Consider the following 21,539-nt stretch of genomic DNA (forward strand, 5'->3'; position numbering starts at 1 on the left):
AAGGGGAGCAGCGCGACGTGAGTGTCGTATCCGCCGATGTCCTGCCGGGCGGCGTCCTGGCCGTCGAGGAGCAGGACGCGGCCGAGCTGGGACCCAGGGCGCGGCTGTGGCCCTCCCTGGTGGCTGTGTACCGGGCGCAGCTGTCCCGGGCGCGGGTCGCGCGCATCCCGCTGCTCTTCGTGGCCACCTTCCAGTCGGTCGGCATCATGATCCTGATGCGCGGCGTGGTGGACGGCGGCGGCGAGGCCCGGGCCGTGGTCGCCGGTTCGGCGGTGCTCGTCGTGGCCTTCGTGGCGCTGAACCTGCTCGCCCAGTACTTCGGGCAGCTGCGCGCCAGCGGCGGCCTCGACCACTACGCGACGCTGCCGGTGCCGCCGGCCGCCGTGGTGCTGGGCGCGGCGGGCGCGTACGCGTCCTTCACGGTGCCCGGGACCGTCGTGACGGCGGTGTTCGGCTGTCTGCTGTACGGGCTGCCGATGACGCATCTGTGGGTGCTGGTGGCGGTGATCCCGCTGGCGGGCGCCGCGCTCGCCGGACTGGGCGCGGCCCTCGGCCTGCTCGCGCCGCGGCCCGAGTTCGCCACGCTGCTGGGCCAGCTGGGCATGTCGGCGGCGCTGCTGCTGGGTGTGCTGCCGGCCGAGCGGATGCCGGAGGCGGTCCGGCTGGTCCGGGACCTGCTGCCCTCGACGTACGGCGTGGAGGCGTTCGCGCGTACCTTCGGGGAGCGGCCCGACTGGGTCTTCGTCCTCGGTGACCTCGCGGTCTGCGCCGGGGTCGGTGTGATCTCCCTGGCCGTCGCCACCTGGGCGTACCGCAGGGCGGCCGTCCGGTGATGTGCCGCACGGGCGGGTTTGGCACGATGGCACGGTGACCGCTCCTCTGAATCCGCCACCCCCACCGAACGAACGCCCGTCGTACCAGGGCGGGCTGGTGCCGCCGCCCGTCGGCGCGCACGCGGTGGGGACCGCGCCCGGCGCACCGTACGACCACCACGGCGAACAGGACGGCCCCGGGATGCTGACCGAAGTGCGGCAGGCCGCCACGGCCGTGCTGGCGATCGCGCTCTCCGGTGCCCTGCTGGGCGTGCTGTGGTGGAAGCTGGCCCCGACCGTGCCGCTGGTCGGCGACGTGGTCGACGAGCGCTGGGTGGTCTTCCTCAAGGAGTCCGAGGGCGAGCAGGCGATCGGCGTCGACGGAACGTTCACGCTGCTCGCACTGGCGTTCGGGGTGCTCAGTGCGGTCGTGGCCTTCCTGCTCCGGCGGCGCGGCGGCGTGCCGCTGGTGGTGGCGCTGGGCGTCGGCGGACTGCTCGGCTCACTCCTGGCGTGGCGGGTCGGGGTGTGGCTCGGCCCCGCACAGGACGTGATCGCCCACGCGAAGGACGTGGGCAAGGGCGTGACGTTCGACGCGCCGCTGAAGCTGGGCGCGAAGGGCGCGCTGCTGGCCTGGTCGCTGTCGGCACTCGTCGTCCACCTGGGGCTGACGGGACTGTTCGGCCCCAGGGACCCCGAGCCGGACCCCTGGCCCGCGCCGTACGGGGACAAGCCGGCGTAGCTCTGGCCGAGCCGGCGCGGCTCTCGCGCCGCCGCCCGGTCTATGCGGGCCGGCGGCCGTGGTTCGCCCGCCCCTTCCTGGTGCGCCACCTGCGTTTGCGGGTTCTCTTCGACATGTTCTGTCTGATTAGCCGAGAACGGCGCTTTCGTCGAGGGGTTACGCGCGGCCGATCGGCGCGAGGACCGCGTCCGTCAGCTTGGCCAGGTCGTCGGGGGACAGCTCGACCTCCAGGCCGCGGCGGCCCGCCGAGACGCAGATCGTGGCGTGCTCCGAGGCCGACGCGTCCAGGACCGTCGCGAGCCGCTTGCGCTGGCCCAGGGGCGAGATGCCGCCCCGCACATAGCCCGTGGTGCGCTCGGCCATCGCCGGGTCGGCCATCGTCGCGCGCTTGCCGCCCACCGCGGCCGCCAGGGCCTTCAGGTCCAGCCGGCCCGCCACCGGCACCACCGCGACCGTCAGGGCGCCGTCGACGTCCGCCACCAGCGTCTTGAAGACCCGCTCCGGCGAGACGCCCATCGCCTCGGCCGCCTCCTCGCCGTAGGACGGGTGGGCGGGGTCGTGCTCGTAGGCGTGGACGGTGTACGTCACCCCGGCCGCCGTGAGTGCCACCGTCGCGGGCGTGCCGCCGGACTGCTGCTTCTTCGCCTTCTTCGCCATGCGGGCCGGTACCTCAGTTGAGACTCGTCGGGCCGCGCGTCAGTTCCGACGCGGGCAGGGACGGCAGCGACCGGATGACGGCGGTCTCGGAGCGAAGGAGTTTCAGCTCGTCCCTCAGGCGGGACGCGGTGTCCGGAGCCTGGAGCAGGCGCTGCTTCGTCGGCGTGTCGAGCATCATCGCGGCGGCGACCAGGTAGGAGACCACACCCGGTTCGTCCGGCAGCTCGGCGCCGGTCGCCAGCGACCGCTCGCGCGCCCCCGCCAGCCGCTTCTGGTACTGCCGGAAGGACCGCAGGACGCCCTCGGCCAGCGCGCCGGCCTCGTCGCCCAGTTCCTCGGACAGCGGTTCCAGCTCCGCCGTCAGGAAGGGGCCCGAAGTATCCACCGAGACCAGGCGCACCCGGTTCGTGCCGGTCGCCAGCACCTCGAAGGTGCCGTCGGCCCGCTCGCGGATCGTCGCCGCGTCCGCGATGCAGCCCACCTTGTGGAACGCCTTGAGCGGGTCGGCGCCGAACCCGGCCGTCGGCCCGCGTTCCAGCGTGGCCGTCGGGTCGGGCAGGCCGGGAGCGCTCTGGGCCACCTCGTAGCCGTCGCGGATCGCCACGACGGCGAACCGGCGGGGTTCGTCCTCGGAGGTCTTCAGCAGTTCGCGCATCATGGCGCGATAGCGCTCCTCGAAGATGTTGAGGGGGAGCACCAGCCCCGGGAAGAGGACGGAGTTCAGGGGGAAGAGGGGGAGCCGGACGGTGGTCACGACGCAGAAGCCTAATGGTCGCCGGGACGGACGCGTCCGCCCCGCCTACATCGTGGATGGCCCGAACCCGTCGTCGGGGGCGCGGAGGCCACGGCCGCGCGGACGTCCGCGCGCACCTGGAGGAAGCGGCCGAGCGGGTCGTCCGTCTCCCGGTCCCAGGGGAAGGACGTGACGTACGGGCCGGTCAGCCGCAGTTGTTCCGCCGCGTCCGCGAGCCGGTCCAGCCGCAGGAGGACGTACGCCAGCAGGTTCCGCAGCCCGGCCGCCCACGGGTCGGCCGCCGGGTGGGCCGCCGACAGGGCGATCGCGCGGTCGGCCGCCGCGTCCAGGCGGACACGGAGGTGGCGCGCGGGTACGCCGGCCGGCGCGGGTACGCCGGTCGCGGCGCCGTCGCCGGCCGTGGTCAGGCAGGTGAAGGCCGCCCGCAGCGGCAGCGCCCGGACGAGGGCGTCCTCGGGGGCGTCCTGCGCGGCCGTCTCGGCGAAGTCCAGGCATTCGCGGTGGGCGCCGGGCGAGGCGGCGGCCAGGTACTCCAGGGCGGCGACGTGGCAGCCGTAGTGGTGCGGGGAGCGGCGGACCGCCTGCGCCCACAGCCGCTCGAACTCGGCGTGTGCGGCGCCGGCGCCCCGCGCCGCGTCGAGCGCCGTCCGCCACGGCACCGGGTCGGGTCCGGCCGCCTCTGCCGCCGCGGTGACCGCGGGCACGATCTGGCGCAGCAGATCGGCACGGTCCGGTGAGTCCCAGTGGCGGGCCACCGCCAGTCGCGCCGCGACCAGCGGGGCGCCGGGGTCCTCCGGGGAGGCCGACCGCCAGGCGTCGAGCCACTCCGAGCGGGAGCGGGAGAAGGCGGCGAGCCGCGTGGTGTACCGGTCGCGGTGCTCCCACTCCGCGTCCTCGCGGGTGCCGGCGAGGAGGCCGGCCGCGGGGGTGTGCTCGCCGCGGGCCGCGGCGAGGAGGGCGGGGGCGAGGCGGTCGTCGGGCGCGTCGAGGAGCACGTCGTCGTCTTGGGCGGGCCGGGTGGTCCGGGCGCGGGCCCGGGCGGCCGCGGTCCTTAGGAACGCGCGCAGCATGGTGTCTACGACGGTCGACCGGGCGGGATGGTTGTGCGGGTCGGGTCCGGATTCGGCCTCGGCTTCGCCTTCGGCCGATTGTGTTCCCACCCGCACCACCCGTGCGGCTTTCGTCGTCGGGTGCGGGTGGCCCCCGTCTGGCTTCCCGCCGTCGGCGGCTGCCGGTCGTCCGGCTCAGCTTCTGCGCAGCAGGCGGGTCGCGCCCGCCGCCACCGTCGTCGCCAGGATCCAGCCCAGCAATACCAGGGCCGTTGCCAGCCACTGCCAGGCGTCGTGGAGTTGCCAGAAGCCGGCCTGGCCCAGGTCGATGACCGGCAGGAGCAGGTCGAGGGCGAAGAGGGCCGGGTTCCAGTCCGGGTGCTCGCCCGTCTTCAGCGGCGGCGGTTCGGTACGGGCGAAGGCGAGCGAGCCCGCCGCCCACAGCACCGCCATCCACACCGCGGCCCGGCCCGGCCGGTAGCCGTAGGCGACCGTCCAGTCCTGGGCGTACCCGACGAGCTTCGCGGCGATCGGAAGGCTCTCGCGGCGCCGGCGGTGCTTGGCGAGCAGCACCTCGCGGGCGACCTCGTCCTCGCCGCCGGCCCGCAGCACGGCGGCGAGGCGCTCGTACGGCTCCGGGTTGTACTCGGCGGTCGCGGCGCCCACCCAGCGCAGCCGCTTCTCCAGCGGGAACGGCCCCCGCGGCACCAGGTTCTCGTAGGTGAAGCCGCCCATGTGCAGCCGGCCGGGACCGGGCCAGCTGTCCGCCCGGTCCATCAGGTTGACCACCCGCGCCCCCGACAGCACCACCCGGCCGCGCGCCGGCCGCTCGCCCAGGAACCGCAGCTCGGGCGTCTGCACCCGGCGCAGCGACAGCTCCTGGTCGTCGGTGAAGGCGAACCGGGCGTGTTCGAAGTCGAGCGCGTCGCCGAACCGCCCGTCGTCCAGCCGCACCCCGCCCTCGCACTCGAAGCGCTGGATGCGTGTGCCCTGGGCAGGGGTGGTGCCGCGCAGCAGTGGGCTGCCAAGACCGGCCGGGGTCAGGTACAGCGTGCGCTCCACCGTCAGTTGCGGGGCGTTGAGCGCGTGCCGCGTGTACGGGTTGAGGAGCCGGGCGCCGCGCAGGCTCAGCGACACGCCGACCTGGGCGCTGCGCAGACTCACCTCGCCGTGCGACTCCAGCATCTCGGCCTGGAGGTCCTGCCCGACCGTCATGCCGTCCGCGGCGATGGAACGGCCGTGGCGGTCCCGGTGCACGATCGCCTGGTTGAGCAGCAGGTCGGTGCCTATCCGCGCGTCCGTCAGGCGTATGCCGCCGGGGAAGCGGGAGCGGGGCAGGTGCAGGTCGCCCTCGGTGTGCAGCCGGGCCGCCTCAAGGCGCGGCACCCAGCAGTCCACCAGGCGCACGGTCGTGAACCGGGTCTCCGGCAGCAGCACCTCCCGCTCGAACCGGCAGCCGCGCAGCTCGACGTACGGCTCCACGGTGCCGCCGGCGAGGTCCATCGTGCCGCTGATCCGCACGCCGGTCAGCTGCAGTGAGGCCACCCGGCCCGCGAGCGCGGGCGGACCGTCGAGCAGCAGCCAGCACACGATGCGGGCCCGCACGCTCCGCTCCGGTCCCCACGGATGCCCGCCGTGCGGGTCGTCGACGAGCGCGTCGCCGCTGCTGAGGTCGTACACGCTGCCGTTGCGGAAGGCCTGCCACATGCCGGCCTCGGCGGCGGTCAGGTCGTCCGGCAGCTCTCCGTCACGGGGACCCACCACTACGGTCACAGCACTTCACTCCCTCCCCAACTACTCGTCGGTCGCTCACTCTTCGTACAACCGTTCATGCCCACCGGGTGACACTCCGAACACTCAAAGTGAGCACTGATTCGGGTGAGTCACCCGTGGGCCGCGCGGGGCCGTCGCGTTCTGTATCAGCCATTGATACGCGCGAACCGTGCCCGACGCGGGTCTGAGAGAATTGGTTCCGTGATCTCCCGAATCGATCTGCGCGGCGACGCCCTCCCCGAGGGCCCCGCCCTGCGCGACCTGCTGCCCCGAGCCGACTTCGACGTCTCGGCCGCCCTGGAGAAGGTGCGTCCGATCTGCGAGGCCGTGCATCATCGGGGCGACGCGGCGCTGATCGACTTCGCCGAGCAGTTCGACGGGGTCAAGCTGGCCCAGGTCCGGGTCCCGGCCGCCGCGCTCACGCGCGCGCTGGAGGAGCTGGACCCGGCCGTGCGCGCGGCCCTGGAGGAGTCCATCCGCCGCGCCCGTCTCGTCCACCGCGAGCAGCGCCGCACCACCCACACCACGCAGGTCGTGCCCGGCGGCTCGGTCACCGAGAAGTGGGTGCCGGTCGAACGGGTCGGGCTGTACGCGCCCGGCGGCCGGTCGGTCTACCCGTCGTCCGTGATCATGAACGTGGTGCCCGCGCAGGAGGCCGGCGTCGAGTCGATCGCGCTCGCCTCCCCGGCCCAGGCCTCCGCTTTTGAGAATGACCCAGCCGACGGTCTCCCGCACCCCACCATCCTCGCCGCCTGCGCCCTGCTCGGCGTCGACGAGGTGTACGCGGCGGGCGGCGCCACCGCCGTCGCGATGTTCGCGTACGGCACCGAGTCCTGCCCGCCCGCCAACATGGTCACCGGCCCCGGCAACATCTGGGTCGCCGCGGCCAAGCGCTACTTCACCGGAAAGATCGGCATCGACGCCGAGGCCGGCCCGACCGAGATCGCGGTCCTCGCCGACGCCACCGCCGACCCGGTGCACGTCGCCTCCGACCTGATCAGCCAGGCCGAGCACGACCCGCTGGCCGCCGCCGTCCTGGTCACCGACTCCGTCGACCTCGCGGACGCGGTCGAGAAGGAACTCCAGCCGCAGGTCGAGGCCACCAAGCACATCGAGGACCGGATCGTCCCGGCGCTGAAGGGCCGCCAGTCCGCGATCGTCCTGGTCGACGGCATGGACGAGGGCCTGCGCGTCGTGGACGCCTACGGCGCCGAGCACCTGGAGATCCAGACCGCCGACGCCGCCGCCCTCGCCGACCGGGTGAAGAACGCGGGCGCCGTCTTCGTCGGCCCCTGGGCGCCCGTCTCCCTCGGTGACTACGCGGCCGGGTCCAACCACGTCCTGCCCACCGGCGGCTGCGCCTGCCACTCCTCGGGCCTGTCCGTGCAGTCCTTCCTGCGCGGCATCCACATCGTCGACTACACGCGCGACGCGCTCGCCGAGGTCGCGCACCACGTGGTGACGCTCGCGGAGGCCGAGGACCTGCCCGCGCACGGGGCGGCGATCAAGGCGAGGTTCGAGTGGAAGGTCCCGGAAAGCAAGTGACGTTCGGAATCGACGATCTCCCCGTACGGGACGAGCTGCGCGGCAAGTCCCCCTACGGCGCGCCCCAACTGGACGTGCCCGTACGGCTGAACACCAACGAGAACCCCTACCCGCTGCCCGAGGCGCTGGTCGAGCGGATCACCGAGCGGGTCCGCGAGGCCGCCCGCGACCTCAACCGCTACCCGGACCGGGACGCGGTCGAGCTGCGCACCAGGCTCGCCGAGTACCTGACGAAGACCTCCGGCCACCCGCTGGACACGGGCAACGTCTGGGCGGCCAACGGGTCCAACGAGGTCATCCAGCAGCTGCTCCAGACCTTCGGCGGCCCGGGCCGCACCGCGATCGGCTTCGAGCCCTCGTACTCGATGCACGGCCTCATCGCGCGCGGCACCGGCACGGGCTGGATCTCCGGTCCGCGCCACGAGGACTTCACCATCGACGTGCCCGCCGCCGAGCGCGCCCTCGCCGAGCACCGCCCGGACGTCGTCTTCATCACCACCCCCAACAACCCCACCGGCAACGCCGTCCCGGCCGAGACCGTCCTCGCCCTGTACGAGGCAGCCCAGGCGGCGAAGCCCTCGATGGTCGTCGTGGACGAGGCCTACGTCGAGTTCAGCCACGGCGCCTCGCTGCTGCCGCTGCTGGACGGCCGGCCGCGCCTCGTGGTCTCCCGCACCATGTCGAAGGCGTTCGGCGCGGCGGGCCTGCGCCTCGGCTACCTCGCCGCGCACCCGGCCGTCGTCGACGCCGTACAGCTCGTACGACTGCCGTACCACCTCTCGGCCGTGACCCAGGCGACCGCGCTGGCCGCCCTGGAGCACACGGACACGCTGCTGAAGTACGTCGAGCAGCTGAAGACCGAGCGGGACCGGCTGGTCGCCGAACTGCGCGCCATCGGCTACGAGGTGACCGAGTCCGACGCGAACTTCGTCCAGTTCGGGCGGTTCGCGGACTCCCACGAGGCCTGGCGGGAGATCCTCGACCGGGGCGTGCTGGTCCGGGACAACGGCGTACCGGGGTGGCTGCGGGTCACCGCCGGAACCCCGGAGGAGAACGACGCGTTCCTCGACGCGGTACGTGAAGTCAAGAAGGAGCAGAACACATGAGCCGCGTGGGACGCGTGGAGCGTACGACCAAGGAGACATCGGTCCTCGTCGAGATCGACCTCGACGGCACCGGGAAGACCGACATCGCCACCGGCGTCGGCTTCTACGACCACATGCTCGACCAGCTCGGCCGGCACGGTCTGTTCGACCTGACCGTGAAGACCGACGGCGACCTGCACATCGACTCCCACCACACCATCGAGGACACCGCCCTCGCGCTGGGCGCCGCCTTCAAGCAGGCCCTCGGCGACAAGGTGGGCATCTACCGCTTCGGAAACTGCACGGTCCCGCTGGACGAGTCCCTCGCCCAGGTCACCGTCGACCTGTCCGGCCGCCCCTACCTCGTGCACACCGAGCCCGAGAAGATGGCGCCGATGATCGGCGAGTACGACACCACGATGACCCGGCACATCCTGGAGTCCTTCGTCGCCCAGGCCCAGGTCGCGCTGCACGTACACGTGCCGTACGGGCGCAACGCGCACCACATCGTGGAGTGCCAGTTCAAGGCGCTGGCCCGGGCCCTGCGCTACGCCTCGGAGCGCGATACGCGCGCGGCCGGCATCCTGCCTTCCACGAAGGGCGCGCTGTAACCCATGAACGGTACGTCCACCGCACTGATCGTCGTCGGCCTGTTCTTCCTCGGCGGCATCTACTCCTTCGCCAAGCAGCAGATGCCCAAGGGCCTGATCGTGCTGCTCTCCATCGGTGCCGCGATGTGTCTGTTCGCGGGCGTCCTGCGCCTGGAGGTGTGGAATTGACCTCCCCCGCCAAGCGGGTCGTCGTCTTCGACTACGGCTTCGGCAACATCCGTTCCGCCGAGCGCGCCCTCGCGCGCGCGGGAGCCGACGTCGAGATCACCCGTGACTACGACAAGGCCATGAACGCCGACGGGCTGCTGGTCCCCGGCGTCGGCGCCTTCGCCGCCTGCATGGACGGCCTCAAGGCGGTCCGCGGCGACTGGGTCGTCGACCGCAGGCTGTCGGGCGGCCGCCCGGTGATGGGCATCTGCGTGGGCATGCAGATCCTGTTCGCGCGCGGCATCGAGCACGGCGTGGAAGCCGAGGGCCTGGACGAGTGGCCCGGCACGGTCGGCCCGCTCCAGGCCGACATCGTGCCCCACATGGGCTGGAACACCGTCGACGCGCCGGCCGACTCCCAGCTCTTCGCCGGCCTGGACGCGGACGCCCGCTTCTACTTCGTGCACTCCTACGCCGTCCACGACTGGACCCAGGAGTCGCTCAACGCGCTGATCGCCCCGCCCAAGGTCACCTGGTCCACGCACGGCAAGCCCTTCGTGGCCGCGGTGGAGAACGGCGCCCTGTGGGCCACGCAGTTCCACCCCGAGAAGTCCGGTGACGCGGGAGCCCAGCTCCTCACCAACTGGATCGAGACCCTGTAGAGATGAGCCCGGTAGAGATGAGCAAGCTCGAACTCCTCCCCGCCGTCGACGTCCGCGACGGCCAGGCCGTCCGCCTCGTGCACGGCGAGTCCGGCACCGAGACCTCCTACGGCTCCCCGCTGGAGGCCGCCCTCGCCTGGCAGCGCTCCGGCGCCGAGTGGCTGCACCTCGTCGACCTGGACGCCGCGTTCGGCACCGGGGACAACCGTGCGCTGATCGCCGAGGTCGCGCAGGCCATGGACATCAAGGTCGAGCTGTCCGGCGGCATCCGCGACGACGACACCCTCGCCGCCGCGCTCGCCACCGGCTGCACGCGGGTGAACCTGGGCACGGCCGCCCTGGAGACCCCCGAGTGGGTCGCCGGGATCATCGCGGAGCACGGCGACAAGATCGCCGTCGGTCTCGACGTACGCGGCACCACGCTCCGCGGCCGCGGCTGGACTCGCGACGGCGGCGACCTCTACGAGACGCTGGCCCGCCTCGACAAGGAGGGCTGCGCCCGGTACGTCGTCACCGACATTGCCAAGGACGGCACCCTCCAGGGCCCCAACCTGGAACTCCTGAAGAACGTCTGCGCGGCCACCGACCGCCCGGTCGTCGCCTCCGGCGGCGTCTCCTCCCTGGGCGACCTGCGCGCCATCGCCGGTCTCGTCCCGGCCGGTGTCGAGGGGGCCATCGTAGGGAAGGCCCTGTACGCGAAGGCGTTCACCCTGGAAGAAGCCTTGGAGGCTGTGGCGTCATGACATCCGAAGCCGTACGGCGTGTGCAGAGCGGAAGTCCCTGGGAAGAGTCCTTCGGTTTCGCACGGGCCGTGGCGGCGGGTGATCATGTCATCGTGGCCGGAACGACCGCCTTCAAGGGCGACGTGCTGTACGGCGACGGCGACCCGTACGAACAGACCAAGGTGGCCTTCGCCACCGCGGTCGAGGCGATCGGTGAGTTCGGGCTCGGCATCGAGTCCGTGATCCGGACGCGTGTGTGCCTGGCACATTCACGCGATGTCGATGCGGTGGGCCGCGCCCACAAAGAGCTGTTCGACGCCGTACGCCCGGTGACGACCCTGCTGGTCGTGGAGGGCTTCATCGACTCGCGGGTCCTGGTGTCGGTGGAAGTGGAAGCATTCAGAGGACAGTAAGAGGAGCCGTGGATTCATGACCCTGGCGGTCCGAGTCATCCCCTGCCTGGACGTGGACGACGGCCGGGTCGTCAAGGGCGTCAACTTCCAGAACCTGCGCGACGCGGGCGACCCCGTCGAGATGGCCAAGGTGTACGACGCCGAGGGCGCCGACGAGCTGACGTTCCTGGACATCACCGCCTCGTCGGGCAACCGCGAGACGACCTACGACGTGGTGCGGCGCACCGCCGAGCAGGTGTTCATCCCGCTGACCGTCGGCGGCGGCGTGCGTACCACCGAGGACGTCGACAAGCTGCTGCGGGCCGGCGCGGACAAGGTGGGCGTGAACACGGCCGCCATCGCCCGGCCCGACCTGATCCGCGAGATCGCCGAGCGGTTCGGCCGTCAGGTCCTCGTGCTGTCCGTGGACGCGCGGCGCACCGAGGCGGGCACCTTCGAGGTGACCACCCACGGCGGTCGGCGCGGCACCGGCATCGACGCGGTGGAGTGGGCGCACCGGGCCGCGGAGCTGGGCGCGGGGGAGATCCTGCTCAACTCGATGGACGCGGACGGCACGAAGGACGGCTACGACCTGGAGATGATCGAGGCGGTCCGGCGCCACGTGACCGTCCCGGTGATCGCCTCCGGCGGCGCGGGCCGCCTCACCGACTTCCCGCCCGCCGTGGCGGCGGGCGCGGACGCGGTACTGGCGGCGTCCGTCTTCCACTTCGGCGACCTGCGAATCGGCCAGGTCAAGGGCACGCTGCGCGAGGCGGGACACCCCGTTCGCTAGTTCGAGGTGTCGCTCTTGGTAGTGAGCGCGGTAGTGATCATGGTTCCAGGTTGGCTAACGTGCTCATATGCCTGGGATCACGATTGAGTTCACCGAGGAAGAGCTGGCCGAGCTGCGCGCGGAGGCCAAGGAGCAGGGCGTCGCGATCAAGCGGCTGGCGCACGACATACTGACCGAGGACGTGGTGCGCCGACGGCAGAAGCAGCGGTTCGTGGAGGGCGCCTCGAAGTACGCCCGCGAGATCATGGCCGACTTCGAGGAGCGCTTCCCGGTGGGACTCCGGTGACGCTCTACGTCGACGCAGGGTGGGTCCTCTGCGTCCAGGTGGAGGTCTCACCGCCGAACACGCCCATCCGGGACTGGGGCGCGCTGTACTGCATGGCCGAGAGGCACAGGTACGAGCGGGTGGCGGGAGAGCCTTATTACGAGGAGATCCCGAGCCGAGCTGCGACGTTCCTGCACACCGCGCTGAGACTCAGGCCGTTCACGGACTACAACGCGTCGATCGGTATCGGCTGCATCCGCGCGTACATGGAGGCCTCGGGGACGCCGCTCGATCCAAGGCCCGGCGACTGGGCCAAGCTCGTCGCCGACATCCGAAGCGACGAGGCCGACCTCCCCGAAACCGCCCGCCTGCTCCGCGACTGGGCTGAATGAACCGGTGACCGACCGCACGGACATACCCGCTCGCGGGGCGTCCCTCGCCATGGAACGCCCCGCCCACCGCGACCCCAACGTCCTGCGCTGGGTGGCCGCCTACACGGCCTCCATGGTCGGCGACATGGTGTTCTACCTGGCCTTGTCCTGGGCCGCCGTGCAGAACGGCACTGCCGCGCAGGCCGGGATCGTCACCGCCGTGAGCGCGGTGCCGCGTGCGCTGCTGATGCTGGGCGGCGGCGTGGTCGCCGACCGGTTCGGGCCGCGCAGGGTCGTCATCGGCAGTGACGCCGTACGGTGCGGCACGGTCCTCGCGGTGGCCGCCGTGCTCTTCGTGACCGACCCCGGGCTGTGGCTGCTCGCGCTGCTCGCCGTCGTCTTCGGCACCGTCGACGCCGTGTTCCTGCCCGCCGTCGGCGCGCTCCCCGCGCGGATCACCACCAAGGACCAGCTCGCCCGCGTCCAGGGCATGCGCGGCCTCGGCATCCGTTTCGCCGCCGTCGTGGGCGCCCCGCTCGGCGGGCTCGGCGTGGCGGTGGGCGGTTCGGCCGCCGCCTTCGCGTGCGCGGGGCTGCTGATCGCCGTGTCCGTGCCGCTGCTGATCTCCGTACGGGTCCGCGAGCTGCCCCCCGATGAGGCCACCGCCGCCACGGACACCACCGCCTGGCGCGACCTGCGGGCCGGCCTCCGCCACGTCCGCCGGCACCGCGTCCTCGGCCCGCTGATGATCACCATCGCCCTTGGCGACCTAGGCTTCGTCGGTCCGCTCAACGTCGGCCTCACCCTGCTCGCGGACGAACGCGGCTGGGGCGCCTCCGGCATGGGCTGGGTGCTCGGCGGCTTCGGAGCGGGGGCCGGCGCGGCGGCGCTGCTGCTGACCGTGCGCGGACGCGTCCCGCACGCCGGTCTGGTCGCCGCCGGAGCCATCATCCCCGGCGCCGCCGCCATCGCCGCCCTGGCGTACGCGCCCGGCCTCCCCGTGGCCGTCGGCACCGCGGTCCTCGTGGGGCTGCTCACGGGGCTCAGCGGCGCCGTGTGCGGAGCCCTGCTGCAGACCCAGACCGACACCGCCTACCTGGGGCGCGTCACGGCGGTGGCCGGGATCGTCAGCCTGGGGATCGCGCCCCTGAGCATGCCGCTGTCCGCCGCCGCCATCGGCGTCTGGGGCACCGGTCCGGTCTTCGTCGTCAGCGCGGTGGTCTGCGCGCTCGGCGGGGTCGTCGCCCTGTGCGCGCCGGGCCTGCGGCGGGCCGAACTGCCGAAGTGAGCGGCGGACTCAGAGCCCGAGCTGCTTCGTCTCCCGCAGCCTGGCGATCGCGGCCTTCTCGCCCTCCAGTTCCACGTCGGCGGCGTCCTGCCGGCCGTACGCGAACAGCAGCAGCTCGGACGGCTCGCCAGTGGCCGTCACCACCGGTGTGCCCCGGTGGGCGACGGTCGTCTGGCCGTTCGGGCGGCGCAGGACGAGGCCCGTCGGGATGCCCCGGCCCATCAGCCGGGCGGCGCGCTCCAGGCGGGACCACAGGGCGTCCTGGAAGACCGGGTCCAGCTCGCGCGGGGACCAGTCGGGCCGGGCCCGGCGGACGTCCTCGGTGTGGACGTAGAACTCCACCGTGTTCGCCGCCTCGTCCACCTGCTTGAGCTGGAACGGCGAGAACCGGGGCGGGCCGGTACGGATCAGCTGGAGCAGCTCCTCGTACGGCTTCTCGCCGTACTCCTCCATCACCCGGTCGAGCCGGGACGCCAGCTGCTTGATCAGGGTGCCCCCGGCGGCGTCCGGCCGGCGCTCGCGCACCACCACGTGCGCGGCGAGGTCGCGGGTCCGCCAGCCCTCGCACAGGGTCGGTGCGTCCGGGCCCGCCGTCTCCAACAGGTCCGCGAGCAGAAGTCGTTCACGCTTGGCGAAAGTCGACATGCGGCCAGCCTACGGCGCCCGGCCGGGTCCGCCCAATGGACGGCGCCGGGGTGTGTCCGGCCCGCGCGGCACAATGGGCGCATGACCAGCAGCTCCCCCCGGCCGCCCAGCCCGCTCGCCCCGGAGATCGCGGCCCGCCTCAAGCGCAGCGCCGACGGCCTCCTGCCCGCCATCGCCCAGCAGTACGACACCGGAGAGGTGCTGATGCTCGGCTGGATGGACGACGAGGCACTGCACCGCACGCTGACCACGGGACGCTGCACCTACTGGTCGCGCAGCAGGCAGGAGTACTGGATCAAGGGCGACACCTCCGGGCACTTCCAGTGGGTGAAGTCCGTCGCCCTGGACTGCGACGCCGACACAGTCCTGGTCAAGGTCGACCAGGTCGGCGCCGCCTGCCACACCGGCGCCCGCACCTGCTTCGACGCCGATGTGCTCCTCGCCGAGGGCGCCGAGGGCGCCGAGGGCGCCGAGGGCGCCGAGGCCGCCGAGGGCGCCGAGGGCGCCGAGGCCGCCGAGGGCACGGACGGCGCGGGTGCCGACGCGCCCGGCGCGGGTCAGTAGGGTCTGCCGCCATGGACGACATGGACCTCCCGACCTTCCGCAAGCTGGCCGCCGACCGCCGGGTGATCCCGGTGAGCCGCAAGCTCCTCGCCGACGGCGACACCCCCGTGGCGCTGTACCGCAAGCTCGCCGCCGAGCGCCCCAACACCTTCCTGCTGGAGTCCGCGGAGAACGGCCGCGCGGCGTTCCAATGGTCCCGTTACTCCTTCATCGGCGTCCGCAGCGCCGCCACCCTCACCGAGCGGGACGGCGAGACCCACTGGCAGGGCACCCCGCCCGTCGGCGTCCCCACCGACGGCGATCCCCTCACCGCCCTGCGCGCCACCGTCGAGGCCCTGCACACCCCCCGCGACCTCGCCCACGACCTGGGCCTGCCGCCCTTCACCGGCGGCATGGTCGGCTACCTCGGCTACGACATCGTCCGCCGTCTGGAGAAGGTCGGCCCGGGGGAGCGGGACGACCTGAAGCTCCCCGAGCTGACCATGCTGCTCACCAGCGACCTCGCCGTCATGGACCACTGGGAGGGCTCGGTCCTGCTGATCGCCAACGCGATCAACCACAACGACCTGGAGACCGGCGTCGACGAGGCCTACGCCGACGCGATCGCCCGCCTGGACGTCATGGAGGCCGACCTCACGCGCGCGGTCGCCCAGCCCCCGGCCGCCCTGCCGCCGTCAGAGCTGCCCGAGTACACCGCCCTGTGGGGTGGCCCCGACTTCCGGGAGGCCGTCGAGGACATCAAGGAGCGCATCCGCGCGGGGGAGGCCTTCCAGGTCGTCCCCTCCCAGCGGTTCGAGACGCCGTGCACGGCGAGCGCGCTGGACGTGTACCGGGTGCTGCGGGCCACCAACCCCTCCCCGTACATGTACCTGCTCCGCCTCGACGGCTTCGACGTCGTCGGATCGTCGCCCGAGGCCCTGGTCAAGGTCGAGGACGGGCGGGCCATGGTGCACCCCATCGCCGGCACCCGGCCCCGCGGCGCCACCCCGCAGGAGGACCAGGTCCTCGCCGACGAACTGCTCGCCGACCCCAAGGAGCGCGCCGAGCACCTGATGCTGGTCGACCTCGGCCGCAACGACCTCGGCCGGGTCTGCGAACCCGGCTCCGTCGAGGTCGTCGACTTCATGTCCGTCGAGCGGTACTCGCACGTCATGCACATCGTCTCGACGGTCACCGGACGCGTCGCCCCGGGCCGCACCGCCTTCGACGTCCTCACCGCCTGCTTCCCGGCCGGCACCCTCTCCGGCGCCCCCAAGCCGCGCGCCCTCCAGATCATCGACGAACTCGAACCCTCCCGGCGCGGCGTGTACGGCGGCTGCGTCGGCTACCTCGACTTCGCGGGCGACTCCGACACCGCCATCGCCATCCGCACGGCGCTGCTGCGCGACGGCACCGCCTACGTCCAGGCGGGCGCCGGCATCGTCGCCGACTCCGACCCCGTCGCCGAGGACACCGAGTGCCGCAACAAGGCGGCGGCGGTGCTGCGCGCCGTACACACGGCCAACCGGCTGGCGCAATAGGGCCAACCGGCCGGAGTGGTGGGGCGATTCTCACGCCGGCCAATCCGAACCCCGGGTGACGGTTCGCCCGGGGTTCGGGTGATAGTGGAGTACGTGACAGCCGTTCCTCACCCCCGTACCCCAGCCGCAGGACCCGCCCGGGCCGGCCGGCGGAGCCTCGCCGTCGCCCTGCTGTGCGGTGCACTCGGCGCCGCCGTCGCCCTGCTCGCCACCCGGCAGGAGTGGGCGGAGGGCACCGCGACGGTGGCCGGCGGCGCGTTCCCCCTGACCGCCACGGGCAGCGACGTCACGGGCGTCCCCGCGGCGCTCGCCATAGTGGGCCTCGCCGCGCTCGTCGCCGTGTTCGCCGTCCGCCGCGCGGGCCGCTTCGCGGTGGCCGGCCTGCTCGCGCTGAGCGGCGCGGGCACCGTCGCGGCCGCCCTGGCCGGCGCCTCCGACAGCTCCGCGCTGGACGACCAGGCCGCGAAGGCCGCCGGCGACACCTCGGCCACCGTGGACGTCCTCTCGCACACCGCGTGGCCGTACGTCGCGGCCGTGGGCGGCGCCCTGCTGCTGCTCGCGGGGCTGCTCGCGCTGCGCTACGGCCGCCAGTGGCCCGCGATGTCCGGCCGCTACGAGCGCGACGGCACCCCGCGCCCGCGCCGCAAGCCGCAGACCGTGGACCCGGACCGCCCCGAGGACCTCTGGAAGGCCATCGACCGCGGCGAGGACCCCACCAGCGCCTGACGCGGCCCTTCCCCCGCCGGAGCACCCCCGCTCACCGCGCGTGCGGCCGTGCGGGACAATGGGTACGAGCGTCCTGCTCAGACATGGCACACAGCAACGAGGAGCAAGCAATGGCGGGCAGCAGCCACGGTCACACCCCGGCCGCCTGGACCGGTGTCATCATCGCCTTCATCGGTTTCTGCATCGCGGGCATGTTCATGGTGGCGGACCAGCCGCTGGGCTTCTGGGCCGGCCTCGTGGTCGTCGTCCTCGGTGGTGTGGTGGGCTACATCATGCGCATGATGGGCCTCGGCCAGCCGAAGCAGAACCACCCCGTGCACCAGGTCGCCGGCGAGCGCGCCCCGGCCGACGCCAAGGGCTGACCCGCACGGCGGTCACGGACCCACCCGAGGGGCGGAGCGGCACACAGGTGCCGGGACCGCCCCTCACGTGCGCGTGGAGAGCGCCGGAGGCAGAATGCGGTGCGTGGACGCCGAGACCGCACAGCCGACCCCGACCAACGCCGTACCGAAGGGCCGGGCCGCGCGCCTCGCCGTCCCGGCCGCGGTGCTCGCGGCGGTCGCCGGGGCCTTCGCGTACGTGGGCGCCGTGGACCCCAACGAACCCGGGCACTACCCCGTCTGTCCCCTGCTCCGCTTCACGGGGGTCCTCTGCCCCGGCTGCGGCGGCCTGCGCAGCGCTCACGCCTTCGTCCACGGGGACCTGCTCGCCGCGCTGCACGCCAACGCTCCGGCGGTCCTGGGCTATCTGGGGTTCGCCGTCCTGTGGACCGTCTGGGTGATCCGCGCGGCCCGCGGCCGGCCGCTGCGGGTCGAGCTGGGACCGGTCCACCTGTGGGCCCTGGGGACGTTGGTGCTGGTCTTCACGGTTGTCCGGAACCTGTCGTTCGGTGGCTGGCTCCGCCCTTGATCATCCGATGAATGTCCAGGATGGGGGAGGGACCGGCGGCGGCCGGATTCGGGCCCCGTGCTCCGCTCCGGATACCATCGGAGTGACCACCGGTTTCGCCGTCTGAAAGGGGGCCGCTCGCGTGAGTGTGCTCGACGAGATCATCGACGGAGTCCGTGCCGACCTCGCGGAGCGGCAGGCGCGCGTCAGCCTCGACGAGCTCAAGGAGCGCGCGGCCAAGGCCCGTCCCGCCAAGGACGGTGTGGCCGCCCTGCGCGGCGACGGCGTCAAGGTCATCTGCGAGGTCAAGCGCTCCAGCCCGTCCAAGGGCGCGCTGGCGGCCATCGCCGACCCGGCCGGACTCGCCGCGGACTACGAGGCGGGCGGCGCGGCCGTCATCTCCGTCCTCACCGAGGAGCGCCGCTTCGGCGGCTCACTGGCCGACCTGGACTCGGTCCGCGCCCGCGTGGACATCCCCGTGCTGCGCAAGGACTTCGTCGTCACCTCGTACCAGCTGTGGGAGGCCCGCGCGCACGGCGCCGACCTCGTGCTGCTGATCGTCGCGGCGCTCGACCAGCCGGCGCTGGAGTCCCTGATCGAGCGCGCCGAGTCCATCGGCCTCACCCCGCTCGTCGAGGTGCACGACGAGGACGAGGTCGAACGCGCGGTGGACGCGGGCGCCAAGGTCATCGGCGTCAACGCGCGCGACCTGAAGACTCTGGAGGTCGACCGCGGCACCTTCGAACGGGTCGCCCCGGAGATCCCCGCGCACATCGTCAAGGTCGCCGAGTCCGGCGTCCGCGGCCCGCACGACCTCATCGCCTACGCCAACGAGGGCGCCGACGCCGTCCTGGTCGGCGAGTCCCTGGTCACCGGCCGCGACCCGAAGACGGCGGTCTCCGACCTGGTCGCCGCCGGCGAACACCCGGCATTGCGCCACGGCCGGGGCTGACCCCCGGTAGGCTGACCGACGATGACGCTCCCACTCACCCTGGCCGCCAGGGATCCGTACGCGCGCCTGGCGCGAGGCTGCCGCCCCCGCGGCTGCCGCGCCCCCGCGCGCCGGATCCACGGCCGCCGCGTGCGGTACGTCATCGGAGACGAGCCGGGCCAAGTCAACGGACGGCGATGGCAACGCCCCTTCTTTAGGGGCGCGGGGCTGTACTGAATCTGCGACTCCGTCGCGTGGGCGCGACCAGCCACACACGGGCCGCAGCCGACAGAAAACACCCCGCCCCCACGGCGATTAGTCCCAAACGACACTCACCGTGAGGCTTCCGCATGCCCAGCAACTTCTTCATCCCCGACCCGGAGGGTCAAGTCCCCACCACCGAAGGCTACTTCGGCGCGTTCGGCGGCAAGTTCATCCCGGAGGCCCTCGTAGCCGCCGTGGACGAGGTCGCCGTCGAGTACGACAAGGCCAAGCACGACCCCGAGTTCGCCCGAGAACTCGACGACCTGCTGGTCCACTACACCGGCCGCCCCAGCTCCCTCACCGGAGTACCCCGCTTCGCCGAGCACGCCGGAGGCGCCCGCGTCTTCCTCAAGCGCGAGGACCTGAACCACACCGGCTCGCACAAGATCAACAACGTGCTGGGCCAGGCCCTGCTCACCAAGCGCATGGGCAAGACCCGCGTGATCGCCGAGACCGGCGCCGGCCAGCACGGCGTGGCGACGGCGACGGCCTGCGCCCTCTTCGGCCTCGACTGCACCATCTACATGGGCGAGATCGACACCCAGCGCCAGGCCCTGAACGTGGCCCGTATGCGCATGCTCGGCGCCGAGGTCATCGCCGTGAAGTCCGGCAGCCGCACCCTGAAGGACGCCATCAACGAGGCGTTCCGCGACTGGGTCGCCAACGTCGACCAGACGCACTACCTCTTCGGCACCGTCGCCGGACCGCACCCCTTCCCGGCGATGGTGCGCGACTTCCACCGCGTCATCGGCGTCGAGGCCCGCCGCCAGCTCCTTGAGCAGGCCGGACGCCTCCCCGACGCCGCGATCGCCTGCGTCGGCGGCGGCTCCAACGCCATCGGCCTCTTCCACGCCTTCATCCCCGACGCGGACGTCCGCCTCATCGGCTGCGAGCCCGCCGGGCACGGCGTGGAGACCGGCGAGCACGCGGCCACCCTGACCGCGGGCGAACCCGGCATCCTGCACGGCTCCCGCTCCTACGTCCTCCAGGACGACGAGGGCCAGATCACCGAGCCGTACTCGATCTCGGCCGGTCTGGACTACCCGGGCATCGGCCCCGAGCACTCCTACCTCAAGGACTCCGGCCGCGGCGAGTACCGCGCGGTCACCGACGACGCCGCCATGCAGGCGCTGCGCCTGCTGTCGCGCACCGAGGGCATCATCCCGGCCATCGAGAGCGCCCACGCGCTGGCCGGCGCCCTGGAGGTCGGCAGGGAGCTGGGCAAGGACGGGCTGATCGTGGTCAACCTGTCCGGCCGCGGCGACAAGGACATGGACACCGCCGCCCGCTACTTCGGGCTGTACGACACCGACGCCGAGGTCGCCGCCGACGAGGCCGGCACCGCCGCGGAGATCGAGGGGGACGCCAAGTGAGCGGGAACGTACAGCTGCTGAACGACACCCTCGCCGCGGCCAGGTCCGAGGGCCGCGCCGCCCTCATCGCCTACCTCCCGGCCGGGTTCCCGACCGTCGACGGCGGCATCGAGGCGATCAAGGCCGCGCTCGACGGCGGCGCCGACGTCGTCGAGGTGGGTCTGCCGCACAGCGACCCGGTGCTCGACGGCCCGGTCATCCAGACCGCCGACGACATCGCCCTCAAGGGCGGCGTCCGCATCGCCGACGTGATGCGCACGGTCCGGGAGGCCCACGCGGCCACCGGCAAGCCGATCCTCGTCATGACGTACTGGAACCCCATCGACCGCTACGGCGTCGAGCGGTTCACCGCCGAGCTGGCCGAAGCCGGCGGCGCCGGGTGCATCCTGCCCGACCTGCCGGTCCAGGAGGCGGGGCTGTGGAGGGAGCACGCGGAGAAGCACGGGCTCGCCACCGTCTTCGTGGTCGCGCCCAGCAGCAAGGACGCGCGGCTCGCCGAGATCACCGCGGCCGGCAGCGGCTTCGTCTACGCCGCCTCCCTCATGGGCGTCACCGGCACCCGTGAGTCGGTCGGCGCGCAGGCCGAGGACCTGGTGCGGCGCACCCGCGCCACCACCGACATCCCCGTCTGCGTCGGACTGGGCGTCTCCAACGCCGCGCAGGCCGCCGAGGTGGCCGGCTTCGCCGACGGCGTGATCGTCGGCTCGGCGTTCGTCAAGCGCATGCTGGACGCCCCCGACGACGCGGCCGGCCTGGAAGGCGTCCGCGCCCTCGCCGCCGACCTCGCGCAGGGCGTGCGCGGCCAGGCGTGACGACGGGCACGTGACAAGGGTCCCTCGTACGGGTGGACCTCGGACCGGGGGGGGGGGGGGGGGGGCCCCCGCCGGCGGGGGGGGGGGGGGGGGGTGTGTGGGACCAACCTACACAAACCAACACCCCCCGCCCCGGCCGGGCAGACCG

Annotated in this window: 27 protein-coding genes; 22 read left to right on the forward strand and 5 right to left on the reverse strand. The window is 72.9% G+C overall.

Annotated features, from left to right (window positions below; translation table 11 throughout):
* Positions 1–17 precede the first annotated feature (17 nt).
* Both ACFWR9_RS06725 and ACFWR9_RS06730 read left to right on the forward strand, forming a co-directional pair.
* Complete coding sequence (locus ACFWR9_RS06725; RefSeq protein WP_383836847.1) at positions 18–833, forward strand: ABC transporter permease; 816 nt, start codon at positions 18–20, stop codon at positions 831–833.
* A 34-nt stretch (positions 834–867) separates the two neighbouring features.
* On the forward strand, positions 868–1,554 hold the full coding sequence (locus ACFWR9_RS06730; RefSeq protein ID WP_383836560.1) for an AAA family ATPase: 687 nt from the start codon (positions 868–870) through the stop codon (positions 1,552–1,554).
* A gap of 156 nt (positions 1,555–1,710) precedes the next feature.
* On the opposite strand, the gene ybaK is transcribed toward ACFWR9_RS06730, so the two are convergent.
* The 4 genes from ybaK to ACFWR9_RS06750 all read right to left on the reverse strand — a co-directional run bounded on the left by ybaK (position 1,711) and on the right by ACFWR9_RS06750 (position 5,787).
* Positions 1,711–2,211 carry a Cys-tRNA(Pro) deacylase gene (ybaK, locus tag ACFWR9_RS06735; protein ID WP_383836563.1) on the reverse strand — a complete coding sequence of 167 codons (501 nt, stop codon included), beginning with the start codon at positions 2,209–2,211 and terminating at the stop codon, positions 1,711–1,713.
* Between the two features lie 13 nt (positions 2,212–2,224).
* Entirely contained in the window at positions 2,225–2,965 is a 741-nt protein-coding gene (locus ACFWR9_RS06740; protein WP_383836566.1) for an LON peptidase substrate-binding domain-containing protein, read from the reverse strand.
* Positions 2,966–2,976: 11 nt separating this feature from the next.
* Positions 2,977–4,035, reverse strand: a complete 1,059-nt coding sequence (locus tag ACFWR9_RS06745; protein ID WP_383836850.1) for a hypothetical protein — start codon at positions 4,033–4,035, stop codon at positions 2,977–2,979.
* A gap of 174 nt (positions 4,036–4,209) precedes the next feature.
* Positions 4,210–5,787: an oxidoreductase gene (locus tag ACFWR9_RS06750; RefSeq protein WP_383836569.1), complete on the reverse strand. Its 1,578-nt coding sequence runs from the start codon at positions 5,785–5,787 to the stop codon at positions 4,210–4,212.
* 201 nt (positions 5,788–5,988) lie between these two features.
* On the opposite strand from ACFWR9_RS06750, the gene hisD reads away from it, so the two are divergent.
* The 11 genes from hisD (at position 5,989) to ACFWR9_RS06805 (ending at position 13,668) form a co-directional block, all read left to right on the forward strand.
* Entirely contained in the window at positions 5,989–7,332 is a 1,344-nt protein-coding gene (gene hisD / locus ACFWR9_RS06755; RefSeq protein WP_383836572.1) for a histidinol dehydrogenase, read from the forward strand.
* A complete protein-coding gene (locus ACFWR9_RS06760) occupies positions 7,329–8,438 on the forward strand; it encodes a histidinol-phosphate transaminase (RefSeq protein WP_383836575.1) in 1,110 nt (369 codons plus the stop codon). Before hisD ends, ACFWR9_RS06760 begins: the two co-directional genes overlap by 4 nt.
* A complete protein-coding gene (gene hisB, locus ACFWR9_RS06765; protein WP_383836578.1) occupies positions 8,435–9,028 on the forward strand; it encodes an imidazoleglycerol-phosphate dehydratase HisB in 594 nt (197 codons plus the stop codon). The genes ACFWR9_RS06760 and hisB overlap by 4 nt, the downstream gene beginning before the upstream one ends.
* Before the next feature lie 3 nt (positions 9,029–9,031).
* Positions 9,032–9,196, forward strand: coding sequence for a hypothetical protein (locus tag ACFWR9_RS06770; RefSeq protein ID WP_031031034.1), 165 nt, complete (start codon positions 9,032–9,034; stop codon positions 9,194–9,196).
* Positions 9,187–9,837: an imidazole glycerol phosphate synthase subunit HisH gene (gene hisH, locus ACFWR9_RS06775; RefSeq protein ID WP_383836581.1), complete on the forward strand. Its 651-nt coding sequence runs from the start codon at positions 9,187–9,189 to the stop codon at positions 9,835–9,837. Before ACFWR9_RS06770 ends, hisH begins: the two co-directional genes overlap by 10 nt.
* Positions 9,838–9,854: 17 nt before the next feature.
* Entirely contained in the window at positions 9,855–10,580 is a 726-nt protein-coding gene (priA, locus tag ACFWR9_RS06780; protein WP_383836853.1) for a bifunctional 1-(5-phosphoribosyl)-5-((5-phosphoribosylamino)methylideneamino)imidazole-4-carboxamide isomerase/phosphoribosylanthranilate isomerase PriA, read from the forward strand.
* Positions 10,577–10,972, forward strand: coding sequence for a RidA family protein (locus tag ACFWR9_RS06785; protein WP_376356464.1), 396 nt, complete (start codon positions 10,577–10,579; stop codon positions 10,970–10,972). The genes priA and ACFWR9_RS06785 overlap by 4 nt, the downstream gene beginning before the upstream one ends.
* A 16-nt stretch (positions 10,973–10,988) precedes the next feature.
* Positions 10,989–11,744, forward strand: a complete 756-nt coding sequence (gene hisF / locus ACFWR9_RS06790) for an imidazole glycerol phosphate synthase subunit HisF (RefSeq protein ID WP_383836584.1) — start codon at positions 10,989–10,991, stop codon at positions 11,742–11,744.
* Between the two features lie 67 nt (positions 11,745–11,811).
* Positions 11,812–12,030 (forward strand): hypothetical protein, encoded by a 219-nt coding sequence (locus ACFWR9_RS06795; RefSeq protein WP_125491024.1) that lies wholly within the window; start codon positions 11,812–11,814, stop codon positions 12,028–12,030.
* The gene (locus tag ACFWR9_RS06800; protein WP_383836589.1) at positions 12,027–12,401 is read left to right on the forward strand and encodes a hypothetical protein; all 375 of its coding nucleotides are present in this window, start codon (positions 12,027–12,029) and stop codon (positions 12,399–12,401) included. Before ACFWR9_RS06795 ends, ACFWR9_RS06800 begins: the two co-directional genes overlap by 4 nt.
* Before the next feature lie 49 nt (positions 12,402–12,450).
* Positions 12,451–13,668 (forward strand): MFS transporter, encoded by a 1,218-nt coding sequence (locus ACFWR9_RS06805; RefSeq protein ID WP_383836857.1) that lies wholly within the window; start codon positions 12,451–12,453, stop codon positions 13,666–13,668.
* Between the two features lie 9 nt (positions 13,669–13,677).
* Here ACFWR9_RS06805 and ACFWR9_RS06810 read toward each other — a convergent pair whose 3' ends face one another.
* On the reverse strand, positions 13,678–14,313 hold the full coding sequence (locus ACFWR9_RS06810) for a TIGR03085 family metal-binding protein (RefSeq protein WP_383836592.1): 636 nt from the start codon (positions 14,311–14,313) through the stop codon (positions 13,678–13,680).
* A gap of 81 nt (positions 14,314–14,394) precedes the next feature.
* On the opposite strand from ACFWR9_RS06810, the gene hisI reads away from it, so the two are divergent.
* The 9 genes from hisI to trpA all read left to right on the forward strand — a co-directional run bounded on the left by hisI (position 14,395) and on the right by trpA (position 21,391).
* Complete coding sequence (hisI, locus tag ACFWR9_RS06815) at positions 14,395–14,877, forward strand: phosphoribosyl-AMP cyclohydrolase (RefSeq protein ID WP_383836595.1); 483 nt, start codon at positions 14,395–14,397, stop codon at positions 14,875–14,877.
* 20 nt (positions 14,878–14,897) lie between these two features.
* Positions 14,898–16,397, forward strand: a complete 1,500-nt coding sequence (locus ACFWR9_RS06820) for an anthranilate synthase component I (RefSeq protein ID WP_383836860.1) — start codon at positions 14,898–14,900, stop codon at positions 16,395–16,397.
* Positions 16,398–16,481: 84 nt separating this feature from the next.
* Complete coding sequence (locus tag ACFWR9_RS06825) at positions 16,482–17,123, forward strand: TIGR02234 family membrane protein (protein ID WP_383836597.1); 642 nt, start codon at positions 16,482–16,484, stop codon at positions 17,121–17,123.
* Positions 17,124–17,233: 110 nt separating this feature from the next.
* Positions 17,234–17,485: an HGxxPAAW family protein gene (locus ACFWR9_RS06830; RefSeq protein ID WP_383836600.1), complete on the forward strand. Its 252-nt coding sequence runs from the start codon at positions 17,234–17,236 to the stop codon at positions 17,483–17,485.
* 94 nt (positions 17,486–17,579) lie between these two features.
* Entirely contained in the window at positions 17,580–18,032 is a 453-nt protein-coding gene (locus ACFWR9_RS06835; protein ID WP_383836603.1) for a DUF2752 domain-containing protein, read from the forward strand.
* A 121-nt stretch (positions 18,033–18,153) separates the two neighbouring features.
* Positions 18,154–18,963 (forward strand): indole-3-glycerol phosphate synthase TrpC, encoded by an 810-nt coding sequence (gene trpC, locus ACFWR9_RS06840; protein ID WP_383836606.1) that lies wholly within the window; start codon positions 18,154–18,156, stop codon positions 18,961–18,963.
* A 21-nt stretch (positions 18,964–18,984) separates the two neighbouring features.
* Entirely contained in the window at positions 18,985–19,179 is a 195-nt protein-coding gene (gene trpM / locus ACFWR9_RS06845) for a tryptophan biosynthesis modulator TrpM (RefSeq protein WP_383836609.1), read from the forward strand.
* 113 nt (positions 19,180–19,292) lie between these two features.
* Positions 19,293–20,579 (forward strand): tryptophan synthase subunit beta, encoded by a 1,287-nt coding sequence (gene trpB / locus ACFWR9_RS06850; protein WP_383836612.1) that lies wholly within the window; start codon positions 19,293–19,295, stop codon positions 20,577–20,579.
* Positions 20,576–21,391 carry a tryptophan synthase subunit alpha gene (gene trpA, locus ACFWR9_RS06855; RefSeq protein WP_383836615.1) on the forward strand — a complete coding sequence of 272 codons (816 nt, stop codon included), beginning with the start codon at positions 20,576–20,578 and terminating at the stop codon, positions 21,389–21,391. The genes trpB and trpA overlap by 4 nt, the downstream gene beginning before the upstream one ends.
* Positions 21,392–21,539: the final 148 nt, after the last annotated feature.

This window comes from Streptomyces sp. NPDC058534, assembly GCF_042717365.1.
Classification (GTDB): Bacteria; Actinomycetota; Actinomycetes; order Streptomycetales; family Streptomycetaceae; genus Streptomyces.

Coding starts and splice junctions, on each gene's coding strand:
- ybaK (WP_383836563.1), bottom strand. CDS start 2,211: ATGGCGAAGAAGGCGAAGAAGCAGCAGTCCGGCGGCACGCCCGCGACG.
- ACFWR9_RS06745 (WP_383836850.1), bottom strand. CDS start 4,035: ATGCTGCGCGCGTTCCTAAGGACCGCGGCCGCCCGGGCCCGCGCCCGG.
- hisB (WP_383836578.1), top strand. CDS start 8,435: ATGAGCCGCGTGGGACGCGTGGAGCGTACGACCAAGGAGACATCGGTC.
- ACFWR9_RS06770 (WP_031031034.1), top strand. CDS start 9,032: ATGAACGGTACGTCCACCGCACTGATCGTCGTCGGCCTGTTCTTCCTC.
- priA (WP_383836853.1), top strand. CDS start 9,855: ATGAGCAAGCTCGAACTCCTCCCCGCCGTCGACGTCCGCGACGGCCAG.
- ACFWR9_RS06785 (WP_376356464.1), top strand. CDS start 10,577: ATGACATCCGAAGCCGTACGGCGTGTGCAGAGCGGAAGTCCCTGGGAA.
- hisF (WP_383836584.1), top strand. CDS start 10,989: ATGACCCTGGCGGTCCGAGTCATCCCCTGCCTGGACGTGGACGACGGC.
- ACFWR9_RS06795 (WP_125491024.1), top strand. CDS start 11,812: ATGCCTGGGATCACGATTGAGTTCACCGAGGAAGAGCTGGCCGAGCTG.
- ACFWR9_RS06805 (WP_383836857.1), top strand. CDS start 12,451: ATGGAACGCCCCGCCCACCGCGACCCCAACGTCCTGCGCTGGGTGGCC.
- ACFWR9_RS06810 (WP_383836592.1), bottom strand. CDS start 14,313: ATGTCGACTTTCGCCAAGCGTGAACGACTTCTGCTCGCGGACCTGTTG.
- hisI (WP_383836595.1), top strand. CDS start 14,395: ATGACCAGCAGCTCCCCCCGGCCGCCCAGCCCGCTCGCCCCGGAGATC.
- ACFWR9_RS06820 (WP_383836860.1), top strand. CDS start 14,898: ATGGACCTCCCGACCTTCCGCAAGCTGGCCGCCGACCGCCGGGTGATC.
- ACFWR9_RS06830 (WP_383836600.1), top strand. CDS start 17,234: ATGGCGGGCAGCAGCCACGGTCACACCCCGGCCGCCTGGACCGGTGTC.
- ACFWR9_RS06835 (WP_383836603.1), top strand. CDS start 17,580: ATGCGGTGCGTGGACGCCGAGACCGCACAGCCGACCCCGACCAACGCC.
- trpM (WP_383836609.1), top strand. CDS start 18,985: ATGACGCTCCCACTCACCCTGGCCGCCAGGGATCCGTACGCGCGCCTG.
- trpB (WP_383836612.1), top strand. CDS start 19,293: ATGCCCAGCAACTTCTTCATCCCCGACCCGGAGGGTCAAGTCCCCACC.